This window comes from Telluria sp. LT2P80, assembly GCF_059685955.1.
Map to the genome: position 1 here is coordinate 1,275,883 of NZ_JCASIO010000001.1, position 16,474 is coordinate 1,292,356.

Genomic DNA, 16,474 nt, shown 5'->3' on the forward strand with positions numbered 1-16,474 from the left:
ATCTGTGCATCACGCCTCTCCCTGTTGCGTATCCGCGTCCTTGAGACGCTGCACCAGTGCGACATATTCTCCCATCGCTTGTTCACGTGACTGGCCTTTTTGCGCTGCCCAGCGGTCGTATTTGGTCCGTCCGACGACATCGAGCGCTCCCGGCCGCGCCTCGGTGACGTCACCGACACTTCCCTGCTTGTAGAGCGCATACAGATGCAGCAACGTGTCTTCGTCGAGCGCCACTTGCAGCGTTCTCGACAATGCAGCAGCATTCGCGAACGCCTTTTCCGTTTCGGTCGGGCCATCAGAGACCGGCACGCCACCGAAGTAATTGTCTTCGAGCGCTTCGTCTTCGGGAAACCAGCGCGCGTCCAGCAGGCGCCCGCTGACCATCGTGAAGACCAGCCGGCCATGTGAGGCGATCCCTCCTGCATGCAGCGTCGTCGGCAGGATCGCCATGCCGGCATTGACCACGGGCGTCCCGAAGGCATTGAACACCACGCTGCTGCCGCCGGCCCAGTCCAGCAGACGCTGCATTCCCTTGGTCCCCCTGAACACGCCACTGCTGCGGTTGGTCCCGGGCTGATACCAGGCGAAATCCGGGATGCCGCGCCCGAACAGCGACGCGAAATCGCCACGCTCGAGATCGGCGCATGCACTGGCTACCAGCGCGCTGATGTCGTCGTGCGACATGTGCGGGTCGTCATGGGTGCCCACGGTGGCCAGCGTGCTGCAACCGAGAAATTCCAGAATGCGGCTCGCCACCAGCTCCTTGTCATTGTCGACGCAGATCAGGTGGTAGCTGTTCTCGAGAATCACCATGCGGGCCAGGCCCGCGCGCTTGCCTGCACCGATGTGTTCGACCAGATAGGTGGCCGAGCGCAGGCTGGTGAGCTCATCCTCCCGTGCGTGGATCACGAGGGTCGGGCAAGCGATGCGCTCCAGTCCGCGCATGACGAAGCGCCGCAGCCGGTCGACTTCGCGGATGCACGCCAGGGGTACCCAGCTATACGCAAACGCATCGCCACGCTCGAACTTTGCGCGCACGATCGCACGCAACTGGTCGTTCTTGATGCCGTAAGGCTCTTCCTCGTCGACTCTCATGCGTTCGGCCAGCGCCGGCACCCAGTACACCAGGCGCCGCAGCTCGCGGTACCACGGGGTGGACCATCCATCGATGAACACGGGCGGCGCCAGCGCGATCAGCCGGCCGCTGCGGTGCTGCTCGCGTTTGCAGGTTTCAACGGCTAGCAATGATCCCATGCACATGCCCATCACATGCACCACGTCGTGGGCGGCGACGATCTCGCGGTACTTCGCGCGGACCGCCTCCAGCCAGTCCTCGGCCCGTACGCCGATCAGGTCGGCGGGCTGTCCCCCGTGGCCGGGCAGCGTGATTGAATAGGTGACGAAACCGGCATTTTTCAGGTGCTTGTGCAGCGAACCGAGATCATACTGCGTGCCTCCCAGGCCATGAATGAGAAAAACTGCCGGCTCACGCATCGGGCGGCTCCGTGTGCGCCAGGGTGAGCAGCGCGACCACCTGATCGACGCGCCCTTCCCGGCCGTGTATCGCAGCGAGACGTTCCCGGACGATTTGCACCGGGGCGCCTGGCAGGCGGACGGTATAGGTCTGCTCGCTGGCCGCGCATCTGCCTTTCGCAACCGCTTCCCACGCCGCTGATGCCAGCTGGCGCTCGGATGGGTCGACGACGTCAAACCAGGCGCTGACATTGGCTGCGAGTGGCGCGTTCGTGTTCAGCACCATGGCGGCTCCATCTGTCCAGATTGCATCGCCGCTGGTCGCATCGTATTCGACGCCGGCAGCGCCCACTGCGCCAAGAATCCGATCGTGGCGCAGTTGCTGATCCCGGGATGTACGCCAGGCAAGGCGATGGCCCTCAGACAGCGCATGCAGCACCATCAACAGGACGGCCCAGGCGATCACGAACCCCTGCACTTCCAGCAATAATTCGCCGGGGAAGGATTCACTGACGGCGAACGGTCCCGTGTCCCGGGCGGTATGACCGATCACCAGCAAGGCGCCCAGCAGCATGGCAAGCGTACCGCCACGCCGGCCCCAGAGTGCGCAGGCAAGCAACAGGAACGGCATCGGCAGATAGGCCAGCGTTGCCGCGACGCTTCCCCAGCGTTCCGGTGCGCTGCCGCCGAATACGGCCATCGCCGTCATGGCGAACACACCGAACGCCAGGGCGCCGCCCACGAATTGCGCCATCGGCAGGCCGCCGGAACGGCGTGGGCGGAAATCGCACCAGGCGAGGACCATCGGCACGACCAGTAGCAGCCCCGTGAAAGACGACAACAGCGCGCCATGCCACATGGCCGAGAAATCGCCGACCGTCCCCAGCCAGTCCCAGATTGCGCTGCGCAGCGTAGCGCTGACCACTGCAGAAACTGCCATGCCGCCCAGCTGAAAACCAGTTCCGCCAAGCTTGCGCGTCGCCGAGCTGCCATGAGAGGCAATCCACACGCCCAGCGAGACGCTCAGGATCTCGAGCAGCGCAAACATGACGGCGTACTGGAATCCGAGTCCGTTCGCCGAGACATCCCAGATGACGGAAGCCAACGCGACCCCGGCCAACGGCGCCAGCCATTGACCACGCGCTGCGCACAGCAATGCAGCAAACGTGACGCCGCTGCTCAACCAGACCGGCACATTCTGCGTGGCTGCGTGGGCCAATCCCGACGACACGCCGGCAGCCAGCAGCCACAGCGCACCGGCAACGACCGCGCGCGTGACCTGACGCATGGCCGATTGCTCGCCCGGATGTCCCCCGGTATTGTGTAATTTCATGGCGACGGTACCTGGTTGACCAGCGCGGCCCCGTGTTCGAATGCGGAGATACTGTCGATGGTGGTCTGCATGATCTGGCGGATGGCCTCCACCGTGAAGAATGCCTGATGGCCGGTGACAATCACGTTGGGGAACGAAACAAGGCGCTGGATGACGTCATCGCAAATGATGGTCGACGATAAATCCTGGAAGAACAGATTCGCTTCCTGTTCATACACGTCGATCGCCAGCCCGCCGAGTTGACCGGTCTTGAGCGCCTCGCTCGCAGCTTCGGTATCGACCAGGCCGCCGCGGCTGGTGTTGATCAGTATGCTGCCGCGCTTGGACTGTGCCAGCGAGCGGGCGTTGACAATATGATGTGTCTCGGGTGTCAGCGGACAATGCAGCGATACGACGTCGCTCGACGCATGCAACGCATCAAGGGGGACGTAACGGCCGCCGAACGCCTGGAATGCGGCGTTTTCCTGACGGTCACTGCCAAGGACGACGCAACCGAAGCCCGCCATGATGCGACCGAAGATCGTGCCAATTTTCCCGGTGCCAATGACACCGACAGTCTTTCCATGCAAATCAAAGCCCATCAGGCCATCGAGATCGAAGTTGCCCTCGCGGGTGCGCATGCTGGCGCGCGCGATCTTGCGGTTGACTGCCAACAACAAGCCGACCGCGAACTCCGCCACCGAATGCGGCGAGTAGTCCGTGACCCGCACGACGGCAATCCCGTTGCGCCTGGCTGCGGCGACGTCGATCTGGTTGTAGCCGGTGGACCGGGTGGCGACCAGCCGTGTTCCCTGACGAGACAGCCTATCCAGGACCTCGGCATCGACGTTGTCGTTGACGAAGACGCACACTGCTTCGCAGCCTGCCGCCAGTACCGCAGTGTCAACGGTGAGCCTGTCCTCGATAAATAACAATTCATGCCCAGCCGTTGCGTTTGCAGCTGTCAGCATCGTCTTGTCGTAGCGCCTTGCGCTGAACACCGCCGTCCTCATGAAGCCTCCTTTCAATAAATGTTGGTGTACCCGGTGACACTTACCTCCATTACAATAAATCCAATCAACAAAATTGGGAAGGTCGCCGATGCAAGTGGACGTCAGCCATTTTCTTTCCAGCCAACCATTGCTGGTGCTGTTCCTCACGATCGCGGTGGGCTATATGCTCGGCGCCATCAACGTCAAAGGCTTCGCTCTCGGTTCGGGTGCCGTGTTGTTCGTCGGGCTCGCGATTGGGGCTGCCGTGCCAACCTTGTCGCTGCCGCCGCTCCTGGGCAACCTGGGCTTGCTGCTGTTCCTGTATGGCGTCGGCATTGCATACGGGGCCCAATTCTGGCGCGGCCTGACCAGCGCGGATGGCGTCAGGGCAAATATTGCCGCAACCGTTGCGGTGGTTTGCGCGCTGGCACTGACACTGGCCTTTGTCCACTGGCTGCCGGCAATTGGCCTGGGCGAGGCGCTTGGCGCATTCGCCGGCGCCGGCACCAGCACAGCGGCGCTGCAAGCGGCGCTGTCGTCATTCGGCAGCGGCCCCACCACCGGCTATTCCGTTGCGTACCCTCTCGGCGTCGCGATACCGATTCTTTTGCTTGGACTCTACAACGCGTTCAGGAAGCCCGCCATTCCAGTGCGCGCCGCTGCTGCCTTGCATGTACTGGAGATCGATGTCGACGAGTTCAGCGTGTATGGCATGACGCTGCGCGAGGCCGCAGCACGCCTGCCGGAAGGCATCAACATCGTCGCCATCCGGCGCGGGCACCGCAACCTCGTGGCTGACGACATGGCCTGCATCGAAGCGGGCGATGTGCTGCTGGTCACCGGCATCGACCAATCCGTCCTGAACGACGCAGCAACGCGTTTCGGCCATGCCGACCCAGGCAGGATGCTGCGTGATCGAAGCGATCTGGATTACGAGCGCTTCTTCATTTCCAGTCCCGCGATCATTGGTACCGGCCTGTCGGATCTGGTGATTCCGGAAGATCTGCACGCCCGCATCCTGCATCTGCGGCGCGGCGATGCGGATCTGCCGATCGACTCCGGTCGAATTCTTGAAGCAGGTGACCGCATCGGTGTCCTGGCCCCCCGATCGAGTTTTCCTGCGCTGCGCAAACTCTTTGGCGATTCGATCCGCAGCACAGGCGAGGTCAGCTACATCGGCATTGGCGTGGGCGTCACGCTGGGCCTGGGCTTCGGCGCGATTCACTGGCCACTGCCCGTGCTGGGCCAGGCATCGTTCGGATTTGCCGGGCTGCTGCTGGTCGCATTGTTGCTGGGCTGGCAGCGCAAGACTGGCCCTTTTCATTGGGTAATGCCAGTGTCGGCGAATCTCGTGCTGCGCAATTTTGGCCTGACCTTGTTCCTGGCCGTGGTGGGACTGTCTTCGGGGGCCACCTTCGCAGCAACGATCGCACAGAACGGGCTGCTTTACCTGTTGCTCGGGAGCGCCATCGTGTCGTTGCTGGTGATGGTAACCATGGCCATCGCCTTGCTGGCCTTCAAGCTGCCGTTCGACAGCGTGACCGGCATCGTTGCGGGCGCAACAGGCAATCCTGCGATCCTCGCCTTTGCCAACAGGATCGCACCTACGGATCGGCCCGACATCGGGTACGCGATGATCTTTCCTTCGATGACGATGCTGAAGATACTACTGGTGCAATTGGTCGGCGTCTGGAGTTCGTGACACGCGCTCACCAATAACCGAGCAACTTCCACCACACCATGCCCAACGTTGCGAACACGAGCAGCTCCAGGACGCACATGACAAAGCCGACACGCCACCAGACCCCCATCGTCACGTACCCGCTGCCAAAGATGATGGGCGAGGTGCCAGTCGCATAGTGGGTCAGCGTCATCATGATGGCCGATCCGGCCGTCATCATCAGCAGGAACGGAATCAGAAATTCTGCTGGCAGCAACTGGGCGCCGACCGTCATGAAGGCCAACATCATTGCGCTGATATGCGCCGTGGTACTGGCAAACAAATAATGCGAAAACACGAAGGCAAGCAGTAACACGGCGCCGGCGGCCTGCCATCCCATGCCGCTGGCAACGATCGCATGTTTCATCGACTCTGACGCCCACGCGATCACGCCAAGCTTGTTGAGCTGCTCGGCGAGCATGACCAGTGCGCCGAACCAGATCAGGGTGTCCCATGCACTCTTTTCGGCCAAGACATCATCCCAGTCCAGGGTGCCCGTGATGATCAGCGCAAACAGGCCGACGAACGCGACCACCGTCGGATCCAGCGTGAACCCGGGTCCGAAGAAGAATGCCGGCAGGTTGGCCCACAGCACCAGGAGCAATCCAAACGTGCCGAGCATGACTTTTTCCTTCGGAGACAGCGGCCCCATTCGGTCGAGCTCAGTGCGTGCATAGCGAACCGCGTCCGGCGTCTTCGTCAACTCGGGTGGTGACAGCATGGCGATTACGAGCGGCATCAGCAGCAGACAGGCGAGCCCGGGCAGCAGCATGCACAGCGCCCACGTGGTCCAGGTCAGGTGGAAACTGCCGCCACTGGCCCGCATGACAAAATCAACGACAAGGGGGTTGGGTGCGGTCGCCGTCAGGAACATGGCCGATGTGATCGGGTTGGCGTGATAATTGACGAGCGCCAGATAGGTGCCGACCTTGCCTTGGGTGCCCTGGGCCGGGTCGGACCCGAACGCGCTGGCGATCGATTTCATGATCGGATGCACGATCCCACCGCCGCGTGCTGTATTGCTGGGCGTGAAAGGTGCGAGCACGAGTTCGCATATCGTCAACCCATAGCCGATGCCGATTGTGCGCTTGCCAAGCAAGGCAATGAACTGCAGTCCGATACGGTTACCGAGTCCGGTTTTTTTCAGCCCGCGCGAAATCAGGATGGCGACCACGATCAGCCAGATCAAAGGGCTCGAGAAACTGCTGAGCGCATCTGCCATTGCCCCTTTCGACGTCGGCGAAGTCACCTGGGCCAGGGCCACGATCACGATCGCCATCATCGCCATGACGCCAATTGGCATCACCTTCAGGATGATCGCCACGATGGTTGTCAGGAAGATCGCGACCAGTGTCCATGCGTCCGGTGTGATCCCGGTTGGTGCGGGGAGCACCAGGAGCAACAGAAGAACGAGCGAAGTGATCGCCGCAGGCACGATCCGGAAAGGTACAACGGTGGCGAAAAAGCGGAGCGCATTGCGTAATCTGGATATCACCGAATTACTCCTACCCTGTCAAATTTGGAAACACGTCGACAAGACTGCGAACCTGCTGGCGAGATCCCAGCACCGGCCGGGGCGACGCGATTCGCGCACCCTGTCATCCCGACAGCGCGTTCTCAGAGAATGTCGATTCGCTCATGCGACGGTATCTCGTGGAACACATCGTCCTGGTGTAATGGGATGTAGAGATGCAATGTGCGGCCACGATGGAATACACCCCGCAGACGATTGCATACCTCCCATACATGCTCATAGGAGTTATCGACCTCCACAATCGCCCAGGGACTTTCGGGATCGCCTTCGCGAACCATGTCTACCTTGCGCACCTGGAAAAAAGGCGCAAGCCCGGATGCCACGTTGTCAGCACAAGCGTCGTTGTGCAGACCCATCAGGATAACCTTCATGCACGCCCCGCCAATGTGATTGGTTCGCCAAATCCCCTGCAATTTCAAGCCGGATTGGCTCAAATATAGCAGCAGAAAGTTGACTTTTCAACAAACCTACCGAAAATTGTATGCGTGTACGGAACACACTTTCCCTCATTTCGAAAAAAGTATATCGTCTTAATTGTAATGAAAAACGCATGCAAAATTGACATCAAATCACTGCCCTTGCGCAAGCTGCCAGTGATACATGCAACTGCGGCTAACCATCAGCACATAGTGGAGACATCAATGCAATTAACGGATCGTCGCTGGATCGTACCCGTGTTTCTGAGCACGGTTTTCTTCGTCGCGCCCGTGACGGCGCAAGTGCAGCCCGAGGCGCCCCCGGTACCGCTGCGGTTCGCTCCCGGCCAAAGCGAGGTGGAAGTGCGCGGGACCGTCACGGGTTACCAGACCCAGGCCTACACGTTCGACAGCGCCGCTGGCGGCAACGCCACCGTGCGCCTGGATCACAAGGGGCAAGCCTCGCTGTACTTCAATGTTGCGGCGCCTTCCGGTGCGACGATCTTCAACGGCAGCATGGACGGCCCACGGTTCCAGGCGATACTGCGCGAGCGCGGCCGCTACCAGGTCAGCGTCTACTTGATGCGCAATGACGCCCGCCGCGGCAAGCAAGTGCCATTCACCTTACGTATCAACCAGTCCGCATCCAACATGCAACAGCCCTTGCCGCCACACGCAGATGGCCCGAGCTTCGACTGCGGCAGGGCGCGCGGCGTCATTGAAACTGCCATCTGTCGCAGCCCTGCCCTGTCCGAACTCGACGGGCGCCTCGATTTTGTGTATCGGGATGCGCTGGCAGGGGCTGGTCCCCGGCAAAGGGAAGATATCCGCAACGACCAGCGCCAGTGGCTGAACTCGCGCGCGTCGTGTGCCCGCGAGTCTGCGCTGGAACGGTGCCTGACCAGGCTTTACCTGGCGCGTATCAGCAGGCTTGAGCCGAAACGTTGAAGGCCGGTGGGCGGGGGGAAGCGGAGAGAGACGAACCGGTTAGCGCGCTCGCTAACCGTTTGGTTTGACTGGTAGGCCTCCCATGAGTCGAACACGGCACCAACGGATTATGAGATCCACTAGATAACGGAATACGTTTTAAATCAAAGAGTTAAAAATCCCTCAGAAATCGTAAGTCTTTGATTTTTATCTTTTACGCTGCGCAGTTGTAGCCTAGATTGCAGCCTAAAAAACCCCGTTAACAAAGGATGGAAAATCCTTTACTTTAGTGGAGCATGTATTAATCCGAACAACGTGATTTAAAATTAGCTTCCGTTGTCAGGGTAGTTCCCTCAACTACAGTTCGCGGTTAGTTTCATTGCCTTTTCAGACAACCTCAAATTTCGTCGCGAGTCGAGATGGTTATTTCTCGAGCATAATTAATCTCTTCTGGCTGACAAAATACCCAATGACTTGCTACCGCGTTTTGAAAAATCGGCTAAAAGTTATTTAGCAGCATGTTTCACCACAAGGTTTTCTGCCAGCGTTGACTGTGGATTTCCATACAAAGTAGCAAGTACATCCCAGAAATTATCTGGAGATTTCGTATTTCCAAAAAAATCAAAGTGAACGTTAAAACCAAGTGCGTGAGCGAACTCGTGGTTAACAATCTCTTGAGTAACGTCGCAGCGATTGTTGCCAAGATTTACATATACAGGATTTGCAATGTTATTTTTAGAATCCGGATTAATAAGGCTACCAGATCCAGCCACATCGGATACATTAGCGCAGTAACTATTATAGTCAGTGCTACCTGGTGGAATCCAAGAATTATTGTAACCAACTCGGATCACATTTCCACTAGCAGGGATAACCGTAACTGCCTCAAGAACAAAGTAAGCACTCAGCTTGCTATTGTAGGTACTAATAGCGGCATTCACCTTTCTTACCATCTCTTGCTCGACCGAATTACTAGCAGCCGGAAGATACACAAAGATGCGCTGATCAGGGGTATTAGGCCACCGCCAAATGCCAGCAGGGCGACCATTGGAGAGGTGACCATTGGAGCCTTCCCAGTTACTATTCGTAGCTTTGATAGCAGAAATAATCTGTGCATCGGTGAGCACGCTAGCTTGACCGATTGCTGGAGGCGAGCTAGATCCGGAATTGCTGGTGCCACTATCCCCACCACCACCACCGCCGCACGCACTTAATGCTAAAAAGAGAATGCAAATTAATAATTTCTGGAATTTTTTCATTTTTTTATTTTAAATTGCCGCGTATGAACGAATTTCCTCAAGGATAGAATTTGCTAAAGATTCATCCGGGGTTTCTTGAGTGATCTGAATCGATTGACCTAAAGCATCAAATTCAACAATATAAGATTGTCCACCACTCCGGTATAGTGTCGTCAACATTGTTCTCTTAACATCCTTGAACGCAAGTTTTTTACCACCCCGGAATTCAATGCCATCTTTGTTTAGTAAAATAACATTTTCTTTCTTATCAAGCCAAAAAAAACAAAAAAATATCCATGCTAAAAGTAATATGATAGCAAGTAAGGGATGCTGGGAACTTTCGTTACCACCTGTAGGTCCTAATGCAAGCCGCACGACACCAACAAGTATAACAGGCAAGGTAACAATAGAAATTAAAGCCTGTGCTATAGAGCTTACCCGCCTACCAAAATATTTTAGCTCCAGAGACCCGTCTGGCTTATGGATCGCATGATATTTTCTTTTAAAGCTGCTTTTCATTTTTTCCCTCGATACGGCAATGCTTGCATTAGCACAGTTTCATAAAGTTCAGAGAGCGCAGCACTAAAATTATTTAGTACCATGCCACCGGAAATCAATACTTCGGAAAATAGAATTTTTCTTAAAGCTTGCGGCACGTCCGCCACCCATGCTGCAAATGGAGAGCGCGCTGACTGCAAAAAAATCTGGATTTATCGATTTCAAATATTTATTCTCCGTCGATGCTGCTGATATACTGGAATTTGGCTGCCATGCTTCCCTGCGTAGTGCAGAGTTCTTATTGCGCTAACGTTAGCCGGATGCTGTATCCCCGTTGGCATTACATAAAGGAGGAACGGTCGGATTAAAACCTCATATGCATACATCTAACGCCCTGCGGAATGTGAACTCGACAAAGGGGCGGCATTAGTTGTCCGAAAACGCTTGGTGCTGATAATAAAGACAAGCAGCAGTTTCGCCTATAGAACAGATGATCTATGCGGTGGATACTATCGCCTGCATCGCAAGTACCAGCCCACCCCGACTGCCCACGTCAAGTTTACGATAGACAGCATGCAATTGATTGCGCACCGTCGCTGGCGACGTACCCAAAGAACGTGCGATTTCCTTATTCTGCATGCCTTGCACAGCCATTTGGGCTACGCGCAGCTCGGCGGCCGTGAGCGCGGCGGATAAAGGCCGCCGCAGGGAAATCAGGAGACAGAGCATATTTGCTTGATGCACCGCCCTCACTTGCACGGCAAATCCTGCATAGAGAGCGTGATTGCTCGATCCTAGTATGGTCGTCAACTTTTGTGGCAACACAGGCGGTCTCCAATCAGACCATTCGCGCTGGAGCATCTGCACGGCAGCAGGCTCGATGAATTGCAGGCAACCGTGAAAGTCGGACAGCGCGATCGTCGTGCTGGCTGGTTCGGCAAGTGTCGCAAGCGCCAGCTGTTTATTAATCTGGCGTGCCTGTAGAACGTGTGGAAACAGATTATCCGCGATAATTGTATGACCGTCGTCATAGCTATGCCGCTGCGTGGCACGCCATAACGCGATCATCGTGGCCTTCGGGCTCGACGTCCGCGGCGAAAGGAAAGTTAGTGAATGGGCCGTATCAAAACGTCTTGTGTACATTGCAATGTCGGCTTTGAGCTGCAGCTTGCTCACGTCGGCGCGCACGCTCCTGCCACGATGTGCGCAGGCATTTTGTAGCACGACGTCGCGGCTTTGCAACCGCCCTTCTGCATCGAGTTTCTCCACGCCCATCACCTCCCGTCGCTGGAGAAATCTTTCGACTGGCGCTTTGTGCAAATGCAACGCCGAAATCATAAAACCTTGTTCTTCGGAGTACTCCAAATCACTAATTGCCGCAGAATCGAAGACAATCACCCGTTTGAGGCTGCTCAGCACATAGTCGTTGAGGTCGGCAGCACTGGCACCTGCGGCGCAATGGTAAATATCTAGCAGCAGCTTGGAATGCGGATCCATTAGTCGTTAGGGAAAGTCGGTATGCAATGCGCCGAACGTACGGCCTCGGTGGCTGGACTGGAATTGCCCAGCCTGTTCAATGGGTTTGTAGGTAGTTGTGGTTTACATATTAACCCAAGCACAGAATTTTATGTTAAAAAGGCAACATCCGATTTTGCGTGTGTTGCTTGGAGTGTATGCAGGCTGCCGACCGCTAATGGACCGCTCGATCAAGCACCTCACATGTGGAAAATTATTTGCTTAAAAATTAATCCTGAGAGGATGGAGCAAAAGTAAGTCTAATAAAAAAGCCGCTGTGATTCACACAGCGGCTTTTCAATGTTTGGTAGGCCTCCCGTGAGTCGAACACGGCACCAACGGATTATGAGTCCGCTGCTCTAACCAAGCATGAGCTAGAGGCCCAGAAACTGGGATAGTGGCAAGCAAACGCCACCTGCTCATCGATCGGAACGTGATGAGCGAAGTGGCGAGAGCATATTGCCTTTAGTACAGGGCCGTCAAGCCCGCATCGACAATCAGCTGTTGTTCTCGAGGAAGCTCTTGAGCTTGTCCGAGCGCGACGGGTGACGCAGTTTGCGCAGCGCCTTCGCTTCGATCTGGCGAATCCGCTCGCGGGTGACGTCGAACTGCTTGCCGACCTCTTCCAGCGTGTGGTCGGTCGACATCTCGATGCCAAAGCGCATGCGCAGCACCTTGGCTTCGCGTGGTGTCAGCGAGTCGAGCACATCCTTGACCACGCCGCGCATCGAGGCGTGCAGCGCGGCGTCCGATGGCGCCAGCGTGTTGTTGTCTTCGATAAAATCGCCCAGATGCGAATCGTCGTCGTCACCGATCGGCGTTTCCATGGAAATCGGCTCTTTCGCGATTTTCATGATCTTGCGGATTTTATCTTCAGGCATTTCCATCTTGATCGCGAGCGTGGCCGGGTCGGGCTCGGCGCCGGTCTCTTGCAGGATCTGGCGTGAGATCCGGTTCATCTTGTTGATCGTCTCGATCATATGCACCGGAATACGAATCGTGCGCGCCTGGTCGGCGATCGAACGGGTGATCGCCTGGCGGATCCACCACGTTGCGTACGTCGAGAACTTGTAGCCGCGGCGGTACTCGAACTTATCCACGGCCTTCATCAGGCCGATATTGCCTTCCTGGATCAGGTCGAGGAATTGCAGGCCGCGATTCGTATACTTCTTGGCGATCGAAATCACCAGGCGCAGGTTGGCCTCGGTCATTTCGCGCTTGGCCTTGCGCGCCTTCATTTCACCGGCCGCCATCTGGCGGTTGATGTTGCGCAGGTCAGGCAGTGGCAGCACGACACGCGCTTGCAGGTCGATCAGGCGTTGCTGCAGTTCCTTGATCGTCGGGATGTTGCGGCCCAGGATCGCGCTGTAGGCGTGACCGGCGTTGACTTCGCCATCCACCCATTCCAGGTTCGTCTCATTGCCCGGGAAGACCTTGATGAAGTGAGCGCGCGGCATGCCGCAGCGGTTCACGGCCACGTCGAGGATCTGCTTTTCGATGTGGCGCACTTCGTCGACCTGGCCGCGCAGCGTGTCGCACAGCTTTTCCACGACCTTGGCCGTGAAGCGGATGCCCAGCAGCTCGTTGGAGATCGCGTCCTGCGCCTTGACGTAGGCTTTCGAGTTGTAGCCGTCCTTTTCGAACGCCTTGCGCATCTTGTCGAATTGCTGGGCGATCTCGGCGAACTTGGCCAGGGCCGTGACCTTCAGCGCCTCGAGCTGCTCGGCGGAGTAGCCGGCGGCGCCGGAGTTGCTTGGCGCCTCTTCTTCTTCCTCTTCGCCTTCGGCGTCTTCTTCGTCTTCTTCGTCCTCATCGGACTCGCTGGCGACGGGCGCGGCGACCTGCGGCGTGTTGTCTTCGCCTTCCTGGTCGACCAGGCCGTCGACGATTTCGTCGATCTTGATTTCGTCGCTGTCGATCTTGGCGGCAGTGCCGATGATCTCGGCGATCGTTACCGGGCAGGCCGAGATGGCCTGGATCATGTCCTTCAGACCGTCTTCGATGCGCTTGGCGATCTCGATTTCGCCTTCGCGCGTGAGCAGCTCGACCGAGCCCATCTCGCGCATGTACATGCGGACCGGATCGGTGGTGCGGCCGAAATCGGAGTCGACCGTCGACAGCGCAGCTTCGGCAGCCGCTTCGGCTTCATCGTCGCTGGTGGCATTCGGGACATTGTCGGACAGCAGCAGCGTCTCAGCATCGGGCGCGTGCTCGTAGACCGCGATACCCATGTCGTTGAACGTGCCGATGATGCCTTCGATCGCTTCCGGATCGACGATGTTCTCGGGCAGGTGGTCGTTGATCTCGGCGTATGTGAGGAAGCCGCGCTCCTTGCCTGACTTGATCAGAGCCTTGAGCTTGCTGCGGCGCAGCTCGAGTTCTTCTTCGCTGGCCTCGGTATCGGACGAGAACGCATCTTTGAGCAGCGCCTTCTCTTTGGCCTTGCGGTCCTTGGCCTTGGCCTTGTCCGCAGCCTTGAGTTCGGCGCGCTCGACCGCGTTCAGCGCGGCGATCTCGTCGTTTTCAGGGGTGAATTCTTTTGGCTTGCGACCGCGCCGACCCGGCACTTTGACAGACGGCAAGACGTAGCCCGACGTGTCGATGGCGGCAAGCGTGGCCGCATCGGTCGTCTGGTTGACAGGCGCAGAGGTCGCCGTGCGCACCTCAGCCTTGTCTTGCGCGTTGTCGGCCTTGGCGGCGGACGTTCTCGTGGTCGTGGCAGCCACGTTGGTTTCGGGTTTCTTGGTTGGCACAGGCGCTTTCGATGTCACAACGACTAACTTTACGGTGGTTAAGAATAAAGTTTTGTTACCTTCATCATCCTGCAGGCACAAATCCATGCCCCGCTAACTAATACTCCACGCACGCAATTGAACCAAGAAGTGTTTCAACAGTTGCAATAGTTAGCGTTTTATTATAGCACGCACCCTTTCTTTTTCCAGTCGTGAACGCCTTGGCCCACGGGGAGAAAGCCAGTGTTCATCGAGGTGCCATGGCCGCGGTGGCTTCACGTTCCAGAAGGTCCAGCTGAGCAGTAATCTCGCGGTAGCGAGTACTGACCTGATCTGGGGTCAAGCTGGCAGAAAACAACTGGTTCAATTCTTCTCGTAACGAATCCATCTTGATTTGGCGTACTGAACTGAGCAGGACGATGCGATCGCCATCGACCTCGTTTTCGGGTTCGGCGGCAATTTCAGCAATCATGCCATCATACTCGTTAGTGACTTCATGCAACTGTTGTGACAGTGCAGCAAACGTGCCGTGCGGACCCAGGGCCTGCGCGGTGTCGATCAGATGCCGCAGGCGATCCGCGCCCTCTTCACCAAAATAGTCGAAGGCGCTCAGCGCGACTTCGTCGAGTTCCAGCGCCAGGTGCGGATGCGCAACCAGGATGCGCAGCATCTTGCGCTCCAGCCCCACCGGCTCGGGCCGGCCCTGGCGCGGCGGCGCGCGGCGCGCGGTGGCCACTGGCTTGGACAACTCGAACAGGCTTTCGATCTCCGCCGGCGTCGATTGCGTCATGCTGGCCAGGCCGCGCACGATCTGCAGGCGCAAGCTCGACGGTGTCATCGATTGCAGCAGCGGCTTGGCGTCGAACTGCGACTTGGCGCGGCCTTCGGGCGTATCGAGGTCGTGCTCTTGCGTGACTTCGCGCAGCAGGAATTGCGACAGCGGCATCGCATCGGCAATTTCTTGTTCGAAGGCTTCGGCGCCGCGCTCGCGCACGAAGCTGTCCGGGTCGTGCTCTTGCGGCAGGAACAGGAACTTGATGGTCTTGTTGTCGCTCACTTGCGGCAGGCACGCTTCCAGCGCGCGGCGCGCAGCCTTGCGACCGGCCTTATCGCCGTCGAAGCTGAAGATCACGTCGTCAGTCTGGCGCAGCAGCTTTTGCACGTGGGTACTGGTGCAGGCGGTGCCGAGCGTGGCCACCGCTTGCGGGAAGCCCAACTGGGCCAGGGCGACGACGTCCATATAGCCTTCGGTCACCAGCACATAGCCGGCGTCGCGGATTGCCTGGCGCGCCTCGAACAGGCCGTACAGCTCCAGGCCTTTCTGGAACAGCGGCGTTTCGGGCGAATTCAGGTACTTCGGTTCGCCGTTATCGAGCACGCGGCCGCCAAAGCCGATGACCTGGCCTTTGGTGTTGCGGATCGGGAACATCACCCGTTCGCGGAAGCGGTCATAGCGTTTGTGGCGGTTGCCCTCTTCGTCGACCTTGTCGATCACGAGGCCCGACTCGACCAGCACATGGGCCTCGTACTCGGGGAACACAGCGCGCAGGCTGTCCCAGCCGGCCGGGGCGTAGCCCATGCCGAAGCGAGCCGCCACTTCGCCGGTCAGGCCACGGTTCTTCAGATACGCGATGGCGTCCGGTGCTTCGCGCAGCTGGGCGCGGTAGAACGCGCACGCCTGCGTCAGCGCATCGGTCAGCGCCAGCGATTGCGCCTGCTGGGCGGCGCGCTGGGCTGGCGGGATCTTGTCGTCGACGTCGGGCACGATCATGCCGACGTTCTGGGCCAGGTCTTTCACCGCATCGACAAAGCCCATGCCCGAGTATTCGATCAGAAAGCCGATCGACGTACCATGGGCGCCACAGCCGAAGCAGTGATAGAACTGCTTGGTTGGGCTGACGGTAAAGCTGGGGGACTTTTCGTTGTGAAATGGGCACAGGCCCATGAAGTTCGCCCCGCCCTTCTTGAGCTGGACGTAGCGGCCCACGATATCGACAATGTCGACCCGGTTGAGCAAATCGGTGATGAAAGTTTGCGGAATCACTTGAGCTTACACAGTGTTTGTCTAGGGCCAGACTATACCGCAGCGCTTGCTGCAAATTGATATGCAACAAGTT

General features: G+C 58.0%; 12 protein-coding genes and 1 tRNA gene. 2 read left to right on the top strand and 11 right to left on the bottom strand.

From position 1 onward, the window contains the following. Positions 1-9: 9 nt before the first annotated feature. The 3 genes from AC56LW_RS05535 to AC56LW_RS05545 are packed head-to-tail and all read right to left on the bottom strand — an operon-like array spanning position 10 to position 3,798. Positions 10-1,494 (bottom strand): acyl-CoA-binding protein, encoded by a 1,485-nt coding sequence (locus AC56LW_RS05535; protein WP_499632514.1) that lies wholly within the window; start codon positions 1,492-1,494, stop codon positions 10-12. Then, on the bottom strand, positions 1,487-2,806 hold the full coding sequence (locus AC56LW_RS05540) for an MASE1 domain-containing protein (protein ID WP_499632517.1): 1,320 nt from the start codon (positions 2,804-2,806) through the stop codon (positions 1,487-1,489). The genes AC56LW_RS05535 and AC56LW_RS05540 overlap by 8 nt, the downstream gene beginning before the upstream one ends. Further along, positions 2,803-3,798: a 2-hydroxyacid dehydrogenase gene (locus AC56LW_RS05545; protein WP_499632520.1), complete on the bottom strand. Its 996-nt coding sequence runs from the start codon at positions 3,796-3,798 to the stop codon at positions 2,803-2,805. The genes AC56LW_RS05540 and AC56LW_RS05545 overlap by 4 nt, the downstream gene beginning before the upstream one ends. 88 nt (positions 3,799-3,886) lie before the next feature. Here AC56LW_RS05545 and AC56LW_RS05550 point away from each other — a divergent pair, with 88 nt between their 5' ends. After that, positions 3,887-5,479 carry an aspartate:alanine exchanger family transporter gene (locus tag AC56LW_RS05550; protein WP_499632523.1) on the top strand — a complete coding sequence of 531 codons (1,593 nt, stop codon included), beginning with the start codon at positions 3,887-3,889 and terminating at the stop codon, positions 5,477-5,479. A gap of 7 nt (positions 5,480-5,486) precedes the next feature. Here the strand turns inward: AC56LW_RS05550 and AC56LW_RS05555 are convergent, their stop codons facing one another. Further along, complete coding sequence (locus AC56LW_RS05555) at positions 5,487-6,992, bottom strand: DASS family sodium-coupled anion symporter (protein WP_499632526.1); 1,506 nt, start codon at positions 6,990-6,992, stop codon at positions 5,487-5,489. A 122-nt stretch (positions 6,993-7,114) separates the two neighbouring features. Then, the gene (locus AC56LW_RS05560; RefSeq protein ID WP_499632528.1) at positions 7,115-7,402 is read right to left on the bottom strand and encodes an RNA-binding protein; all 288 of its coding nucleotides are present in this window, start codon (positions 7,400-7,402) and stop codon (positions 7,115-7,117) included. 270 nt (positions 7,403-7,672) lie between these two features. On the opposite strand from AC56LW_RS05560, the gene AC56LW_RS05565 reads away from it, so the two are divergent. After that, complete coding sequence (locus AC56LW_RS05565) at positions 7,673-8,395, top strand: lysozyme inhibitor LprI family protein (RefSeq protein ID WP_499632531.1); 723 nt, start codon at positions 7,673-7,675, stop codon at positions 8,393-8,395. A 485-nt stretch (positions 8,396-8,880) separates the two neighbouring features. Here the strand turns inward: AC56LW_RS05565 and AC56LW_RS05570 are convergent, their stop codons facing one another. The 6 genes from AC56LW_RS05570 to dnaG all read right to left on the bottom strand — a co-directional run bounded on the left by AC56LW_RS05570 (position 8,881) and on the right by dnaG (position 16,401). Then, positions 8,881-9,633, bottom strand: a complete 753-nt coding sequence (locus AC56LW_RS05570) for a zinc metalloprotease (RefSeq protein WP_499632534.1) — start codon at positions 9,631-9,633, stop codon at positions 8,881-8,883. 9 nt (positions 9,634-9,642) lie between these two features. Beyond that, positions 9,643-10,131, bottom strand: a complete 489-nt coding sequence (locus AC56LW_RS05575) for a hypothetical protein (RefSeq protein WP_499632537.1) — start codon at positions 10,129-10,131, stop codon at positions 9,643-9,645. Between the two features lie 474 nt (positions 10,132-10,605). After that, entirely contained in the window at positions 10,606-11,607 is a 1,002-nt protein-coding gene (locus AC56LW_RS05580; RefSeq protein ID WP_499632540.1) for a helix-turn-helix transcriptional regulator, read from the bottom strand. 323 nt (positions 11,608-11,930) lie between these two features. Further along, a tRNA-Ile gene (locus AC56LW_RS05585) sits at positions 11,931-12,009 on the bottom strand. 113 nt (positions 12,010-12,122) lie between these two features. Continuing rightward, positions 12,123-14,378 (bottom strand): RNA polymerase sigma factor RpoD, encoded by a 2,256-nt coding sequence (gene rpoD, locus AC56LW_RS05590; protein WP_499581188.1) that lies wholly within the window; start codon positions 14,376-14,378, stop codon positions 12,123-12,125. Between the two features lie 226 nt (positions 14,379-14,604). Further along, positions 14,605-16,401 (bottom strand): DNA primase, encoded by a 1,797-nt coding sequence (dnaG, locus tag AC56LW_RS05595; protein ID WP_499632543.1) that lies wholly within the window; start codon positions 16,399-16,401, stop codon positions 14,605-14,607. Positions 16,402-16,474 lie beyond the last annotated feature (73 nt).